Here is a 15,623-nt window from a genome sequence, read left to right on the forward strand (position 1 = left end):
TCCCACCTCATGCTCGACAGACTCGAACTGCTGGTCATCGGCGAATGCGTCGCCGACATCGTCCGGCTGCCAGGTGCGGCCGACCAGGTCCACCCGGGAGGCAGCCCGGCCAACGTCGCGTACGGCCTGGCCGGGCTCGGACACGACGCGACGCTCCTCACCCAGCTGGGGCCGGACGGCAACGGGCGGCTGATCCGGGACCATCTGGCCCGCGCCGGGGTCGACGTCCGCACGGACGGTGCCACCGCCGCGACCCCGTCCGCCGCCGTGACCCTGGACGGCGCCGGCCGGGCCACCTACACCTTCGAGATCACCTGGACGCTCGGCCCGGTCGCCCTGGACCGGCCGCCCGGCCACGTCCACACCGGGTCGATCGCGGCGGTGACGGAACCGGGCGCGGCCACCGTGGCCGCCGCCGTCGACTCGCTGCGCACGGCCGCGACGGTCAGCTACGACCCCAATGTGCGCCCGGAACTGATGGGGGACCACGAGGCAGCCGTCCGCAAGGTCGAGCGCTGTGTGGCCCTCAGCGATGTGGTCAAGGCGAGCGACGAGGACCTGGAGTGGCTGTATCCGGGGCAGGAGGCGGGGCGGGTCGCCGAGCGCTGGCTCGCCACCGGCCCGGCCGTCGTCCTCGTCACCCGGGGCGCGGACGGGGCGCTGGCGGTCCTGCCCGAGGGGCGGGTGACGGTCGACGCGCTGCCCGTCGATGTCGTCGACACCGTGGGAGCGGGGGACGCCTTCATGTCGGGCACCCTGCACGCGCTCGCCGCGCACGGACTGCTCGGCGAGGCCGGCCGGGAACGGCTGCGCACCCTGGACCGGGCCACCATGACCGACGTCCTGCGCCACGCGGCCGCGTCGGCGGCGGTGACAGTGTCGCGGGCGGGGGCCAACCCGCCGGACGGCGCGGAGCTCGAATCGGCACTCGGCCGGATGTGAACGTGACGGTGCCACCGTCACCCCCCACGGGGACGGTGGCACCGGTCCTCTGTCGGCGGTCCCGGGGTCAGCCGACCGGGACGGCCCGGGGGAGGGCCGAGTCCACGGAGTTGCCCTGCCGGTCCTCGGCCGTCACGCGGAAGCCGAGGAAGCCGCCCTTCACCAGCGCCGAGTGCGGGGCGATGAACCGGTACGCCCCGTCGTGCAGCCGGATGGCCAGGACCGGCTTCCAGGTCTTCCCGTTGTCGGAGGTGACCCAGGCGCGCACCTTGGTGCGCGCGGCCTTCTCCGTCTCGTCGGCGTCGACGCGCACCCGGTCCGGCGCCAGGAACAGCAGCTGCCCCTCGGCCACCAGATAGGACGACGGCACCCGGGTCCCCAGCTCCGGTTCCAGGGCGTGCCGTGCGGCGTGCAGGGTGACCCGGAGGTTGCGCAGCGCCGCCTCCATCGGGGCGTCCGGCCACAGCAGGTCCATCACCTCGTCGCGGTGCCGCCGCAGACCGGGCGCGACGGCGAGCAGCTTCACCAGCGTCTGCGTGGTGCTGCGGCGCCAGCGGCGCGGGATGTCCACGCCGTCCTCGCGCACGGCCGCGAACCCGCCGAGCAGTTGCAGGGACAGCCGCCCCGCGCGCGGTGGTTCGGCCGATCCGGACATGTCGCACACCCCAGGGATCAGCTGTCATCCGTACGCGTGCTGTCTACCTGCTCGGCGTTACTGGGGCGTTACCGCGCTGATGGTGAGGTCCCGGCCCGTACGGGGGACCAGCCGTCGTTCCTCCGCATGCCGGGCTCTCGGGGCACGCTAGGAACCACCCATTACCCGCCCGTTACCGGGCGCTGCCGGACGCGGGGCGCCGTCGTCGTCGAGGAACTCCACGAGGGCCAGGACGAACAGCGCGCACAGTGCGATCCACACGGTGACCAGGCCCGTCGGACGGTTCCAGGCCACCAGCACCGCGGCGGCCACGACGACCACCGACCAGTTCAGCGGACGCCTGGCCCGGTGCACCCACCTGCCGACCGGTCCGCCCGGGAAGCCGGCGGCATCGCGCACGGCTCCAATACCGCCGCTCCACATCGCCTTGACGCGGGTCGCGGCCCGGCCCCCGCCGGTGAGCCAGGCGGCGAGCGCCACCACCACGCCCAGGGTCACGACCAGCCGTACCCCGGCGCGCAGATAGCCGGCCAGCGCGTCGAAGACCGCGCCGGCAGCGGGCTGTGACACCTCGGAAGGCAGGCTGTCGAGGTAGAAGGCGCGCCCCGCCGCCAGGCCGAAGCCGAGCAGCGCGGCGGCCACGGCGACCGCCAGGGCCGCCGTGACCAGAGCGCGACGGCGGCGCACCGCGAGCAGCACACCGCCCGCGGCCAGCACCACGGTCACCACCGGCAGCCAGACCCCGATGATCTGGAGCGCGCGGAAGCCCTTCGTGGCCTTGCCGACCGAGTCCGAGGTCAGCACCGTGAAGTCGGTGTGAATCTCGGGGATCTTCCCCGCCACCGTCAGACCGCGGTCCACGAGCCGCTGTTTCACCCGGTCGATGACGGGGGCCAGATCCAGGGTGACGGTGTCGTCGGTGAGCTTCACTGCGCCGCCGCCCTCGCCGGTCAGCGCCTTCACGACCGAGGCGTGCGCGGATCTGTTCAGGCCGGTCCACACGCGTGCGAACGCGTCGCTGGTCACGAACTTCTCCACGGTCCCGTGCACGAGGCTCGTGACGCCGGCGGTGAGCGGTCCGCCGAGCTTCTCCAGCGCCTTGTCGACGACCGGCCGGTCGGCGGGGGCGACATCGGCCAGCAGCGCGTCGACGTCCAGATGCTCCATGACGGCACCGGTGACGCGGTTGGTCACCGCCGCCTGCACATCGGGGTCGGAGGCCAGCGGCTTCATCATCGCCACATAGCGGTCGGTGTCCCCGGCGACGTCGCTCGCCCAGCTCGACATGATGCTCAGCGGGGTGAGCACGGCCGCCACCAGGATCAGCAGGACCGCGAAGAACGAGCGCAGCCGCGGTCGGTGTCGCGCCGGGGCACGGGCCTCCAGCTGGGCCACCCGGGCGCGCAGGGCTTCCAGTTCGGCGTTCTCGTCCGGTGCGGCCGACTGATCCGGGTCCCGTTCCATGTCCCAAGGGGATGCCCTGGACGCTCGTGCAGCGCGCCGGGTTACTGCGTACAGGTGATGCGCGGGGCGGGTGGGGCCGGTGCGGGCAGTGACGTGCAAGCCCTCCGGACGGGACCGCGGGACGGCCGGGTCTCCCGGTAGGCTTCATCTGCCGGGTATCGGGTGTCCTGACCGTTTCCTGCTCGTTGCTGTCTTATGACCACAATGATCGACAGCGCCGGCATCGCCGGCGCGGGCACCGACCCGGTCGTGGACCGGCTCACCACGGTGCTTCTCGGCGAGGACCTCCGCCGGGAGCACGGCTTCTGGCGGCGGCTCGTCGCCACCGAATCGTTTCGCCGCCCGGCCGGCCCCCGCCGGGTCTCTCGCCCGACGAGCGGCTCGCGCTCACGTACGCCCGGCTGCACTGCCTCAACGAGGCCCTGGACAGCGGTGCCAGAGTGGCCGCCGACCCGCGTGCGCTGGCCGCGCTGCACGAATGGCTCGCCCCGCTGGATCCGGCGCTCACCACCGTCGCGGGAATCCACTACAACCTCTTCCTCGGCACACTCCTGGACCACGACGCCGACAGCCCGCGCGACCTCTCGGACTTCCTCCGGCTCCGACGGACCGGCACCTTCCTGTGTACGGAGGTGGCGCACGGCAACGACGCCGCCGCTGTCGAGACGACCGCCACCTACGACCGCGCACGGGACGGGTTCGTGCTGCACACCCCGCACTCAGGCGCGCAGAAGTTCATGCCCAACACCGGTCCGGCGGGTGGCCCCAAGACGGGGCTCGTCGCCGCGCGGCTGATCGTCGGCGGCGCCGACCACGGAGTCTTCCTGCTCCTGGTTCCGCTCACCGACGAGGTCCGGCCGCTCCCGGGGGTGCGGGTCCGCCGGCTGCCCGCGCGGATGGGCAGCCCCGTGGACCACTGCCTGACCTCCTTCGACCAGGTGTTCGTCGGCCGCGACGCACTGCTGGGCGGCGAACAGGGCCGGGTCGGCGACGACGGGGTGTTCCGCAGCGCGACCGACGGGCGCAGGCGGCGCTTCCTCACCTCGGTGGCGCGCGTCACGGCCGGCCGGATCTGCATGAGCGCCAGTGCGGTCGGCTCCGCCCGCGCCACGCTGGCCGTCGCGGTCCGCTACGGCGGCCACCGGTACATCTCGGGGATCCGTCCCTCGCCACCGGTGCCGGTGCTCGCCCACCGCAGCCATCACGGCCCGCTTGCCGCGGCGATGGCCACCGTCTTCGCGATGAGCCTGCTGCACCGGCGGGTCCTCGGCCGCTGGGAGGCCGTTGCGGACCGTCCGGCGGCCGAGCGCGCCGCGGCCCAGCGGCTCGTCGACGTCGCCAAGGGCTGGATCACCTGGCAGGCCAGGGCGGTGATCGTCGAATGCCGTGAACGCTGCGGCGCCCAGGGCCTGCTGGAGAACAACGGAATGACCGAACTCGTCACCGGTGTGGAGGGTGCCATCACCGCGGAGGGCGACAACCTGGCCATTCACGTCAAGGTGGCCGCGGACATGCTCTTCGCCGCGGAGCCGGCCCCAAAGGACGCTCCCGGCGCCGCTCCGTCACCCGGCGACCTCACCGATCCGAGGTTCCTCGCCGGGCTGCTGGCGCAGGTGGAGAGGATCTGGTTCGCGCGAGCCTCCGCGCGGCTGGCACGGGTCCCGCACGCCGACCCGCTCGAGCGGTGGAACGCAGCGGCCGGACCCGCACTGCGAGGAGTGGAGGCCCACGCCTGCCGGCTGGCTGCCGACGCGTACGCGGAGGCGGTCGACGCCCTGCCCGAGGGGCAGGCCCGCGAGCGGCTGAGCGAGCTGGCCCGGCTGTTCGCGCTTGGCTGGATCGAACGCAACGCCGGTGACCTGCTCGTCGGCGGTCAGCTCACCGCCGAGCAGGCCGACGGGCTGGCCGAGACAGTCGAACGGCTCGTCACCGCTGTCGGCGCACACCTGCCGGCCCTGGCCGACTCCTTCGCGATCCCCGGCGAAGTGCTCGCCGACTGGCCCATCACCGGAGCCGGCTACGTCGACGCGTACGACGACCCGGACGCGCCGTGGCACCGGGCGAGCGGGGCACCTGCCGGGAGCGAACGATGAGGCGCACTCCGGGAAGGGGCCCCGACTCGCGGCTGTCCCGCGCGGGTGAGGCCGCGCGGAGCCTCGGCGTCGGCATCGTGCTGATGGCCTTCTGGGGCACCGCATCCGTACTGGCGCGGTGGTGCAGGGCGCCGCACCAACCGGGTGAGGAATCGGTTCGCCGCTAGGGCCTCATGTTTGGATCATGCCGGGCTCGCGTGCCCTGGTGCCGCACCTCGCGGCGTTGTCGTCGGTCGCCGACGCTCCGCGTCGGCTCCCTCCTCCGCCTTGCGAGGCACAGCACCGGACCCCGCTCCCTGACCCGGCATGATCCGAACGAAAGACCCTAGCCCTTTCGTCCAGCTCATGCCGGGCGGTGGTGCGGTGCGGCCGGTCCCGCGCCTCCGGCCGCACCGCCGCTGAGCTGCGCAGAAGCGCGTGGTAGCGTGCCTGGGCCAGTCGAACTCCACGTAGGGGTCAGGGAATCCGGTGAGAATCCGGAGCTGACGCGCAGCGGTGAGGGGGACGGGCGGGCCACGGCCACTGGGAGACCCACGGGTCCCCGGGAAGGCGTCCCGTCCGTACGAACCCGAGTCCGAAGACCTGCTGGCACCGCGGTCCGGTACCGGGTCGCGGAACTCCGTACACCGGGCTCCGCGCATGGGCCCAGAGACGCCGAGGTACTTCGTGCCGCCCATAGCCGGCCCTGCCCGCTCCGCCGCCCTGCTCACCGTGGGACTCCTCGTGCTGACGGGCTGCGGCGGAGGCACCCACCACTCCGCGGCCAGGTCCGCGGGAGCCGACGGCTATCCGGTGACCCTGAAGAACTGCGGGCGCACCGTCACCGTGGACGCGGCCCCCGCGCGCGCCGTTCCGGTCGACCAGGGGTCGACCGAGATCCTGCTCTCGCTCGGTCTCGCCGACCGGCTGGCCGCCACGGCCACCTGGACCGACCCGGTGCTGAAGGGGCTGGAGAAGGCCAACGCCCGGGTACCGAGGATCTCCGACAACCGCCCCTCTTCGGAGAAGGTCCTGGACCAGGAACCCGACTTCGTCAGCGCGTCCTTCGAGTCGACACTCGCCAAGGGCGGCGTCGCCCCCCGCGAGCAGTTCGAGAAGCTCGGCGTCCCCACCTACGTCTCGCCCGCCGACTGCACCGCCAAGGACAACAGCAAGGACGGCGACGGGGTCCGTACCGGCGCCCTGGCCATGGACAGCGTGTACCGCGAAGTGCGCGACCTGGCCGAGGTGTTCGGCGTACCCGGGCGGGGTGAGAAACTCGTCGCCGGCCTGCGCGCCCGGGTGCGGAAGGCGACCGACGGCATCGACGCCTCCGGCACCACCCTGATGTACTGGTTCGCCAACTCCGAGTCCCCGTACCTCGCGGGCTGCTGCGGTGCCCCCGGCATCATCACCCGCGCGCTCGGCGCCAGGAACGTCTTCGACGACACCCATGAGGAATGGCCGCAGATCAACTGGGAAACGGTCGCCGACCGCGATCCGGACGTGCTGGTCATCGGCGACCTGACCCGCAAGTCGCAGACCGCCGAGAGCGCCGCGAAGAAGATCGCCTTCCTGGAGTCCAACCCCGCCACGAAGAACATGGACGCCGTCCGGCACAAGCGTTACGTGCTGCTCAGCGGCCAGGCCATGAACCCGTCCATCCGCACGATAGAGGGCGTGGAGCGCGTCGCTGCCGGGCTGCGCACCTTCGGGCTCGCGGGGTGACGGACACCGGACTGGCCGCGGAGGCGGGCGAGTACGCAGCCTCCGCAGCCGGTGCGCGCGGCCGTTCGGGCGTCCGGGGAATCCGCAGCGGCCTCCTGTGGGCCGGCGGGGTCGTGCTGCTCGTGGTGTCCGTCGCGGTGGCCGTCACCATCGGGCCTGCCCGGATCTCCGTCGGCGACGTCCGGGCCACGGTCGCGGCGCACCTCGGACTCGGGGAGTCGCCCCTCAGCCCCATCCGGGACGGCATCATCTGGAACCTGCGCATGCCCAGAACCCTGCTCGCCGCCGTCTGCGGCGCGGGCCTCGCGGTCTGCGGCACGGTGATGCAGTCGCTGCTGCGCAACCCGCTCGCCGACCCGTTCGTACTCGGCGTGTCCTCCGGGGCGTCGACGGGTGCGGTCGTGGTCGTCGTCCTGGGGGTCGGCGGGGGAGCGGTGTCCCTCTCGGCCGGGGCGTTCGTCGGGGCGCTGTGCTCCTTCGCTCTCGTCCTGCTGCTCAGCCACACCCTCGGCGGCAGCACCGACCGGGTCGTCCTGTCCGGGGTCGCGGCGATGCAGCTCTTCTCCGCGCTCACCTCCTTCGTCGTGATGACGGCTGCCGACGCCGAACAGACCCGCGGGGTGCTGTTCTGGCTGCTGGGCTCGCTCGGCGGTGTGGGCTGGACCGATGTGTGGACCTGCTCCGCCGTCCTCGCCGTGACGCTGCTGGTCTGTCTGGGCCACGCCCGTACGCTCGACGCCTTCGCCTTCGGCCAGGACGCGGCCGCCACCCTGGGCGTCCATGTCGGGCGCACCCGGATCGTCCTGCTCTGCACGACCGCCCTGCTGACCGCCGCTCTCGTCAGCTCGGCCGGCGCCATCGGGTTCGTGGGACTTGTACTTCCGCACGCGGCCCGCGCGCTGGCCGGTTCCGGGCACCGCAGACTGCTGCCGCTCACCGCGCTGGCCGGGGCGGTTTTCCTGGTCTGGGTCGACACCCTGGCGCGGACCGTCCTGGACCCTCAGGAGGTTCCGGTGGGCGTCGTCACCGCCCTGATCGGGGTGCCCGCATTCGTCCTCGTGCTGTACCGCACCCGGCGGACCGCATGACCGGGGCAGGCCGCGAGGGGCTGCGGGCCGACCGGGTCAGCCGCAAGGCGGGCGGGCGGCTCATCCTGGACGGGGTCTGTCTGGCGCCGCCGCCCGGTGCCACCATCGGGCTGATCGGCCCGAACGGCTCGGGTAAGTCGACCCTGCTGCGGATCCTGGCCGGGGTCCTCGCCCCGGACGCCGGCACGGTCACCCTGGACGACGACCCGCTGGCCGCCGTCGGCCGTCGCACGGTCGCCCGGCGCGTCGCGGTGGTCGACCAGCACGCTCTCACCCAGGTCGAGTTGAGCGTGCTGGACGTCGTCGGCCTCGGCCGCATTCCGCACCGCCGCGCCTGGTCGGCTCCCGCACCGGAGGACGAGGCGGCGATACACGAGGCGCTGGAGCGGACCGGCCTCACCGACCGCCGGAACCAGTCCTGGCACACGCTCTCCGGCGGAGAGCGCCAGCGGGTCCAGATCGCCCGGGCCCTGGCCCAGCAGCCACGCGAACTGCTGCTGGACGAGCCGACGAACCACCTGGACGTCCAGCACCAGCTGGAACTGCTCTCCCTGGTCGCCGAGTTGCCGCTGACCGCTGTCATCGCCCTGCACGACCTCAATCTCGCCGCGATGTTCTGCGACCGGATCGTGGTGCTGAGCGAGGGACGGGTGGTCGCGGGCGGGACCCCGGCCGAGGTGATCACCCAGGAGCTCATCGCCGACGTCTACCGGGTCAGGGCCGTCGTCACTCCGGACGGCCCGCAGGGGCGCCCCTCGGTGCGCTTCAGCCCGGGGCGGCCCTGACCCCGGGGGGCCGGCTGCCCCGGGGCGGCGCGGAACGCGAGAGGGCGGACCCCCGTGCTGCGGGTCCGCCCTCGCTCTTGTCCGGTACGGCCGGTCCGGCGCGGTGTGCGGGGGTCAGCGGCGCCGTCCCTGACCGAACTCGCCGCCCGTTTCCTTGCCGTCCTTGGTCATGCCGTCCGTCATGCCGTCCGCGTAGTCGATCTGCTCCTTGCGCAGTTCGGCGGAGACTTCCTTCTGCTCGGTCACCTTCTTCGTTTCCATCCGTACCCGCTCGACCGGCACGGTCTCCTTGCGCATCGTGGCGCGTTCGGCGTGCAGGGTGACCTCCACGTCCTGCTCGGTGATGTCCGTGCGGCCGGTGGCCTTGTCGCCGGGCTGGAGCGGCTCGCGGACCAGGCGCACCTCTTCGTGCGACACCGGCACGGTCCTGGTGACGTTCTCGGTGACGACGTACTTGTGCAGGCGTGCCTTGCCGCTCTCGTACTCCTCGGTGCCGATGTGCAGCTGTTCCTCGGAGCGGATCAGTTCCTCCTTGTCGCCGAGGTCGGCTGCCGCGGACCGCTCGGCACCCGCACCGGCTCCGACCAGCGGACGCGCCGTACCGGAGGCTGTGGTCTCCCGGTGCTTGCCCATGCCGGCACCGGAACCCGCAGCGGTGGTGCCGGGTGTGGTGGCGGCCGTCGTCTTCCGTTCGGCGCCGGCTGTGCGTGCGGCGCCTGCCGCGCCCATGGCCCTGCTCCGGCCGCCGCGCCTGCTCCGGCCGCGCCCATGGTGCCGGTGCCCGATGTGGTCGGTGCGTCGGCGCCTGCCTTGCCGCCGGCCCGGTCACCGAGATTGGCCTTGGTGTTCCTGGTCAGGCCGTAGTGCCGGTAGAGCTCTTCCTCCTCGGTGACGGACAGATGGGCATCCGCGTCCACCCGGGGGGCTTCCTTGACGCGGTCCTTCGGGTGGGAGATGTGCAGGTCGGAGCCCACGCGACGGGCTCCGGCGAGAGGCACGAAGCTCTCCTTCATACCGAACAGGCCGGTCTTCACCGTGATCCAGTCCGGTCGGCCGGTGCTGTCGTCGACATACACCCGCCCCACGTTGCCGATCTTCTCGCCCGCGGTGTCGTACACCGTCAGGCCGTCGAGCTCTCCGGAATCCGTGAAACCGTCAGCGGCTCCCATGGCCGATTCCTCCTAGCCCGGGCGCGTCCTGTGGGTGGGTCCAGCAGGGGAGGCGCGTCCGGATTCCATCGCGCCTCACCCGGATGGACGCTGCAACCTCCCGGCCGGTGGGGCCGGGGTGCCGTATCCGCGACGTGTGGGTGCAGGCCCCGTGCGATGGCGTTGCGGGCCCGGTGTCCGGGTTAGGCCAATCGAGTGAACGAACCGGCGGGTACCGGCCGTGTCACGGGCCCCGGTGCGGTCCGCCGCGCCGGGCGTGGGACGGAGCAGGAGCGGCTCGCCGGCACGGGCGCGCCGTTCCCCCTGACCGGCAGGCCGTCGCCGCCGCCGGGGCCCACCCCGTCGTCGTCTGGTACGAGATGCTGCCCGGTGCCTCGATGGAACCTCCCCGCCCCGTCGCCGGAGCCATCGCCGACGCCGACGTGTGGACGAGTTCGCCGTCTCGTACCTGATGCACTCCGACGCCTTCCGGGCCGCCATGGCGAACGGCTGCCGCTACACCAACCTCACCGCGATGGACGTCCAGATGCTGGTCGCCACCGTCGGGCGCCCCGACTTCCAGGGCGTCATACGCCTCGGCAAGGCCCTGGTCGCCCTCCTGGAGGCCGCCGACGAGGTCCGCATCACCTCCGCCAACGGCACCGACCTGGTCGGCCGCAACGGTGACCGGCCGATCAACCTGCGCGGCAAGCCGGCCGAGAAGCCCGGCGAGACCGTCATGCTCTCCGGCCAGATCTCCTGGAACCCGCTGGAGGAGACCCAGGACGGCGTGCTCGTCTTCGACGGCGCCCTGTGGCCGCCGGACGAGCTCGGCCTGCTGCGCACCCCGGTCCGCCGCACCGTCGAGAAGGGTGTCGTCACCAAGATCGAGGGCGACGCCGACGCGGACACCTTCCGCCGCTGGATGGAGTCCTTCGACGACCCGAACATGTTCCGCGTCGCGCACTGGTCGCTCGGCTTCAACCCGGGCGTCCTCGCCCCGACCGGCCGCATCGTCGAGGACGAGCGGGTCTTCGGCTGCGTCGAACTCGGCATCGGCACCAAGGGAGCCTGGATCGGCGGCGAACCCTGGGTGGCCGCCGCGCACACCGACGGCAGCATTCTCGGCCCGTCCATCTACCTGGACGGAGTCGCCATCGAGGAGAACGGGCGCTACGTGCACCCGGAACTCGTCGCCATCTGCCGCGACCTGGGAGTAGCGGGCTACTGACCCCGCACGCCCCGGCGGCCGGGCCCGCACCCCGGGTGCGGGCCCGGCCACCACCCGTGAAACCGTTCCGCGACGCGAGTCACGCGACGTGAAAGGAGGGCCATGCCCACCCCCGCCCCCGTCACCTACCGCCACGGCGGCCTGGTCTGCACCGACCACACCCTCGATGTGCCGCTCGACCACCACGACCCCGACGGCCCCGCCATCGCACTGTTCGCCCGCGAGGTCGTCGCCGAGGGCCGCGAGCACGAGGACCTGCCCCGTCTCCTCTGGCTCCAGGGCGGACCGGGCGGCCGCGCCGAGCGCCCCGACGCCGCGGGTGCCTGGCTGCGCCGTGCACTGACCGACTACCGCGTCGTCCTGCTGGACCAGCGCGGCACCGGGCGCTCCACCCCGGCCGACCGGCGTACCCTCGCCCGCTTCGGTACGGACTCCGAGGCCGCCGCCGGCCACCTCACACACTTCCGGGCCGACTCGATCGTCCGTGACGCCGAACTCCTGCGCCGCCGGCTCCAGGGCGAGCAGCCGTGGAGCGTCCTCGGCCAGAGCTTCGGCGGCTTCACCGCCCTCACCTACCTCTGCCTGGCCCCGAGGGGCTCGCCCAGGCCTACATCACCGGGGGGCTGCCGACCCTCACCGGCCACGCCGACGACGTGTACCGCGCCGCCTACGCCCGCACCCTCGCCCACAACGAGCGGTACTTCGCCCGCTATCCCGGTGACCAGCCCCTCGCCGACGCCGTCGCGGCACACCTGGACAGCCACGACGTGCGGATGCCGGCCGGTGAACGCCTCACCGTCCGCCGCTTCCAGACCCTCGGCATCAACTTCGGCACCGCGGCCAAGTTCGACTCGCTCCACTACCTCCTGGAGACCGCTTTCACCGAGGGCGCCGAGGGCCGGAGCTGACCGACACCTTCCTGCGGGGTGTCGACGCCGCCGTCTCCTTCGCCGAACGCCCGCTGTACGCCGCACTCCACGAACCGATCTACGCCCAGGGCGGCCGCCCCACCGACTGGTCCGCGCACCGGATCCGCCAGGAGTTCCCCGCCTTCGACGCCACCGCGGGCGGCCCGCTCCGGTTCACCGGCGAGATGGTCTACCCCTGGCAGTTCGAGGAGGACCCGGCGCTCGTCCCGCTGCGGGGCGCCGCACAGGTGCTCGCCGCCCGCACCGAATGGCCGGCCCTCTACGACCTGGACCGGCTCGCCGCCAACGAGGTACCCGTGGTCGCCGCCGTCTACCACGACGACATGTTCGTCGACCGGGAGCACGCCCTGGCCACCGCGGAGGCGGTGAAGGGGCTGCGCACCTGGGTCACCGACGCCTACGCCCACGACGGGGTCCGCAGGGACGCCGCGGTGCTGGACCGGCTGATCGCCATGGCCCGCGGCGAGGTCTGACCCGGGCAGCGGGGCGGGACACCGCTCGGGACCGCCCCGCTGCCGGCGCATATGATCTACGGGTCCTGCGCCGACCGCCGTCCAGCCGCGCCACCGGGGGTGCCCCATCAGTTCCGTACGCACCGGGCTGCCCGAACAGCGCGGCGAACTGCTGCCCCGCTACGAGGACGGCGTGGACCTGCACCATCTGGTGTGGCGGCTGGGGCCCGGGTGGCGGGTGTGCAGCAGCGCGGTGCTCGGCGGCGGCATCGGCCCGCGCGGCTGGATCCTCAACGCCCAGGTGCCCGGCGGCTACCCGCGGACGGACCCCGGCCGCCACCTCGCCGAGATCGCCGCGGCCGAACACCTCACCGGACCGGGCGCCGGACTCATGACGGCCGCCGACGTGACCGCGTACACCGTCGGCACCGACCAGGGCGTGACGGCCACCGCCACGTGCGGCCTCGGAGTGCGCGGCTGGGCGGCGGCCCCGGACGGGGACACCGGCACACCACCGCGTCCGGGTACCGTCAACATCGTCGTCACCCTCCCGGTGCCCCTCTGCGACGCCGCACTCGTCAATGCCGTCGCCACCGCCACCGAAGCCAAGGTCCAGGCGCTCCTCGGTGCCGGACTCGACTGCTCCGGCACCCCCACCGACGCCGTCTGCGTCGCCGCCCCCGACCCGGCTGCCGGCCCGGGTGAACCGTTCGCGGGACCGCGCTCGCGCTGGGGAGCGCGACTCGCCAGAGCCGTGCACGCTGCCGTACTCGAAGGCGCGCTGCGGCAATCCTGAGAATCCGAAGCGCCGCGCGCCGACCCGGGCGCGGCCGACGAAGGGAATCGCCCTCATGACTCCAGCAACAGCCCACATCAACCCGGGACAGCCCGTCGTCGCGGTCCTCGGCACCGGAATCATGGGATCGGGAATGGCCCGGAGCCTGCTCAGGGCCGGGCTGGAGGTCCGCGTCTGGAACCGGACGCACGAGAAGGCGCTGCCGCTCGCCGCCGACGGCGCCACCGTCACGGACACGGCGGCACAAGCCGTACGCGGCGCCGACGTCATCCTCACCATGCTCAACGACCAGACCTCCGTCGCCGCCGCACTGACCGGAGCATCCGACGGGGTGCACCGCGGCCAGGTCCTGCTGCAGAGCTCCACCGTCGGGCCGGACGCCACGGTCGAGCTGGCCCAGCGCGCCGCGGATCTGGGACTCGTCTACCTCGACGCCCCGGTCTCCGGAACCAGGCAGCCCGCGGAAGAGGGCGCACTGACCGTGTTCGTCTCCGGGCCCTCCGCCGTCCGCGGGGTGGCCGGGCCCGTGCTGGACGCGATCGGTCAGCGCACCGTCTGGGTCGCCGAGGAACCCGGAGCGGCCTCCAGGCTCAAGCTCGTGGTCAACACCTGGGTGATCAACATGGTGGGCGGCGTCGCGGAATGCCTCAACCTCGCCGAGGGGCTGGGCGTCGACCCGCAGTCCTTCCTCGACGTCGTGAAGGGCGGCCCGCTCGACTCCGGTTATCTGCACGGGAAGTCCGCCGCGGTCCTGTCCGGCGACCTCACCCCGAGTTTCGCCCTGTCCACGGCTCTCAAGGACACCCGCCTCATCCTCGATGCCGCCGAGCAGTCCGGCGTGCGGCTGGACCTGACCGCCGCCTCGGCCGCCCGCTTCGAACGCGCCGAAGCGGCCGGGCACGGCGGCGAGGACATGATCGCCACCTACTACGCCGGCCGGGCCGAGGAGAAGGACGGCGACTGACCGCCGGTGGCGCCGGAGCGAGCCGCTGCGGCGCCACCGTGGTCGTCACACCGTCAGACGACCTGCACCTCGTGCCTGACCACGGCATCGAACAGGTAGCCCTGCGTGTTGTGGACGGCCACCTCCGGCTGGCGACGGCCCGTCCGGTCCGTGGCCCGCGCCAGCAGGACGGCCGGCCCGCGGTCCCTGGGCAGCCAGTCGGCCGACCAGCGCACCCAACTGCCGCTCCTCGGCTCGTCGCGCAGCCGCGCCCGGCGCCACCGGGCACCCCCGTCGGTGCTGACCTCGACCGTACGCACGGGCGCCCCGCCCGACCAGGACCGGCCCGTCAGCACATGACGCCGACGGGCCGGGAACGACGCCCCCGGCGTCAGCTCGAAGGCACTCTTCAGCGTCTGCCGGGTCAGCGGAGCACTGCCCTGCGACGGGTAGCCGGGGCCGAACAGCCGGTACAGCCCGGTGTTCCACGGCGAGAGCAGCGGCTCCGCGCTGACCTCGATGTCCCCGACCCACTTGATGTTCGCGACCCCGATCCAGGACGGCACGATCAGCCGCACCGGATGGCCGTGATCGGGCGGCAGCGGTTCGCCGTTCATCTCGTAGGCGAGCAGCACGTCGTCCAGCGCCTTGGCGACCGGCAACGGCCGGCGCACCCGTCCCAGATTGATCCCGTCGCTGATCACCTCGTCGTCCAGGCCGCGCGGCAGCACATCGACCGCGTCCCTCGTGATGCCCGCACGGCGCAGCACATCGGCGAGGCGCACCCCGCGCCAGCGGGCCGTACCGATCGCGCCCAGGGTCCAGGCCGTCCCGGTGACCTGCTGGTTCTGCTGCGTCGTGTAGTAGCTGCGGGCGTTGCCCGCGCACTCGACGAACGAGGTACGGGTGACCGCGGGCAGCGCCCGCAGCTCGTCGTAGCCGAACTCCACCGCGGGGCCCCGCAGCCCGTCGCCCCACACCGTCAGCTTCCAGCCGGCCGAGTCGATCCGCGGGGTACTGGTGTGATTGCGTACGAAGAAGCGGTCGGCCGGGGTGAGCAGCCCGGTCGGGCGCAGCGCCGCGAAGTTCGTCTCGGCATTGGTGCCGCGCACCGTGAACACCTCGGGCGGCAGCGGCTTCACGATCCCGGGCGCGGCAGTGGCACCCGGCGCCGCGTCCGCGGGGGAGGCGATGCCGGCCAGCGGTCCGGCGACCGAGGCGGCCGCCACCAGCCTCAGCAGATCGCGGCGCTCGATACCGGCGGAGCGCGCGGCACCACGCGACCACTGGCGCAGCCGCATCCCGTCGTACGCGTCCTCGGACGGCGGAACGGATCTCATGAACAACTCCAGGGGGGCGAGGGGATGGGGACAGCGGTGGCGGTGGTGGA

Annotated in this window: 10 protein-coding genes, 3 pseudogenes and 1 riboswitch; of the genes and pseudogenes, 9 read left to right on the top strand and 4 right to left on the bottom strand. The window is 73.1% G+C overall.

Annotation, left to right across the window (positions count from 1 at the left end):
* Positions 1–9 precede the first annotated feature (9 nt).
* Positions 10–942 carry a carbohydrate kinase gene (locus LNW71_RS31490; RefSeq protein WP_250971289.1) on the top strand — a complete coding sequence of 311 codons (933 nt, stop codon included), beginning with the start codon at positions 10–12 and terminating at the stop codon, positions 940–942.
* A 67-nt stretch (positions 943–1,009) separates the two neighbouring features.
* On the opposite strand, the gene LNW71_RS31495 is transcribed toward LNW71_RS31490, so the two are convergent.
* Together LNW71_RS31495 and LNW71_RS31500 are read right to left on the bottom strand one after the other, a co-directional pair.
* Complete coding sequence (locus LNW71_RS31495; RefSeq protein WP_250971290.1) at positions 1,010–1,597, bottom strand: hypothetical protein; 588 nt, start codon at positions 1,595–1,597, stop codon at positions 1,010–1,012.
* A gap of 147 nt (positions 1,598–1,744) precedes the next feature.
* Positions 1,745–3,061 carry a hypothetical protein gene (locus tag LNW71_RS31500; protein WP_250971291.1) on the bottom strand — a complete coding sequence of 439 codons (1,317 nt, stop codon included), beginning with the start codon at positions 3,059–3,061 and terminating at the stop codon, positions 1,745–1,747.
* Between the two features lie 195 nt (positions 3,062–3,256).
* Here LNW71_RS31500 and LNW71_RS31505 point away from each other — a divergent pair.
* The 4 genes and pseudogenes from LNW71_RS31505 (at position 3,257) to LNW71_RS31520 (ending at position 8,734) form a co-directional block, all read left to right on the top strand.
* Positions 3,257–5,321 (top strand): annotated as a pseudogene (locus LNW71_RS31505) (acyl-CoA dehydrogenase).
* A gap of 251 nt (positions 5,322–5,572) precedes the next feature.
* Positions 5,573–5,759: riboswitch (cobalamin riboswitch) on the top strand.
* A gap of 61 nt (positions 5,760–5,820) precedes the next feature.
* Positions 5,821–6,861: an ABC transporter substrate-binding protein gene (locus LNW71_RS31510; RefSeq protein ID WP_250972219.1), complete on the top strand. Its 1,041-nt coding sequence runs from the start codon at positions 5,821–5,823 to the stop codon at positions 6,859–6,861.
* An 80-nt stretch (positions 6,862–6,941) separates the two neighbouring features.
* Positions 6,942–7,949 (top strand): iron ABC transporter permease, encoded by a 1,008-nt coding sequence (locus tag LNW71_RS31515; RefSeq protein WP_250972220.1) that lies wholly within the window; start codon positions 6,942–6,944, stop codon positions 7,947–7,949.
* Entirely contained in the window at positions 7,946–8,734 is a 789-nt protein-coding gene (locus tag LNW71_RS31520) for an ABC transporter ATP-binding protein (protein ID WP_250971292.1), read from the top strand. Before LNW71_RS31515 ends, LNW71_RS31520 begins: the two co-directional genes overlap by 4 nt.
* A 114-nt stretch (positions 8,735–8,848) precedes the next feature.
* Here the strand turns inward: LNW71_RS31520 and LNW71_RS31525 are convergent.
* Positions 8,849–9,903, bottom strand: a pseudogene (locus tag LNW71_RS31525) (PRC and DUF2382 domain-containing protein).
* A gap of 424 nt (positions 9,904–10,327) precedes the next feature.
* Between LNW71_RS31525 and LNW71_RS31530 the strand changes: the two are divergent.
* From LNW71_RS31530 to LNW71_RS31545, 4 genes and pseudogenes are all read left to right on the top strand, one after another.
* Complete coding sequence (locus tag LNW71_RS31530; RefSeq protein ID WP_250971293.1) at positions 10,328–11,113, top strand: hypothetical protein; 786 nt, start codon at positions 10,328–10,330, stop codon at positions 11,111–11,113.
* A 102-nt stretch (positions 11,114–11,215) separates the two neighbouring features.
* Positions 11,216–12,515: pseudogene (locus tag LNW71_RS31535) on the top strand (alpha/beta fold hydrolase).
* A gap of 172 nt (positions 12,516–12,687) precedes the next feature.
* A complete protein-coding gene (locus tag LNW71_RS31540) occupies positions 12,688–13,290 on the top strand; it encodes an adenosylcobinamide amidohydrolase (RefSeq protein WP_250971294.1) in 603 nt (200 codons plus the stop codon).
* Positions 13,291–13,345: 55 nt separating this feature from the next.
* Positions 13,346–14,254, top strand: a complete 909-nt coding sequence (locus LNW71_RS31545; RefSeq protein ID WP_250971295.1) for an NAD(P)-dependent oxidoreductase — start codon at positions 13,346–13,348, stop codon at positions 14,252–14,254.
* A 53-nt stretch (positions 14,255–14,307) separates the two neighbouring features.
* Here the strand turns inward: LNW71_RS31545 and LNW71_RS31550 are convergent, their stop codons facing one another.
* Positions 14,308–15,573, bottom strand: coding sequence for a sulfite oxidase (locus LNW71_RS31550; protein WP_250971296.1), 1,266 nt, complete (start codon positions 15,571–15,573; stop codon positions 14,308–14,310).
* Positions 15,574–15,623: the final 50 nt, after the last annotated feature.

This window comes from Streptomyces sp. RKAG290 (assembly GCF_023701695.1).
Lineage (GTDB): Bacteria > Actinomycetota > Actinomycetes > Streptomycetales > Streptomycetaceae > Streptomyces.

Bases quoted from the DNA above. Each gene is read 5' to 3' on its own strand.
- LNW71_RS31545 (WP_250971295.1), top strand. From the start codon at position 13,346: ATGACTCCAGCAACAGCCCACATCAACCCGGGACAGCCCGTCGTCGCG.
- LNW71_RS31490 (WP_250971289.1), top strand. From the start codon at position 10: ATGCTCGACAGACTCGAACTGCTGGTCATCGGCGAATGCGTCGCCGAC.
- LNW71_RS31500 (WP_250971291.1), bottom strand. From the start codon at position 3,061: ATGGAACGGGACCCGGATCAGTCGGCCGCACCGGACGAGAACGCCGAA.
- LNW71_RS31550 (WP_250971296.1), bottom strand. From the start codon at position 15,573: ATGAGATCCGTTCCGCCGTCCGAGGACGCGTACGACGGGATGCGGCTG.
- LNW71_RS31520 (WP_250971292.1), top strand. From the start codon at position 7,946: ATGACCGGGGCAGGCCGCGAGGGGCTGCGGGCCGACCGGGTCAGCCGC.
- LNW71_RS31495 (WP_250971290.1), bottom strand. From the start codon at position 1,597: ATGTCCGGATCGGCCGAACCACCGCGCGCGGGGCGGCTGTCCCTGCAA.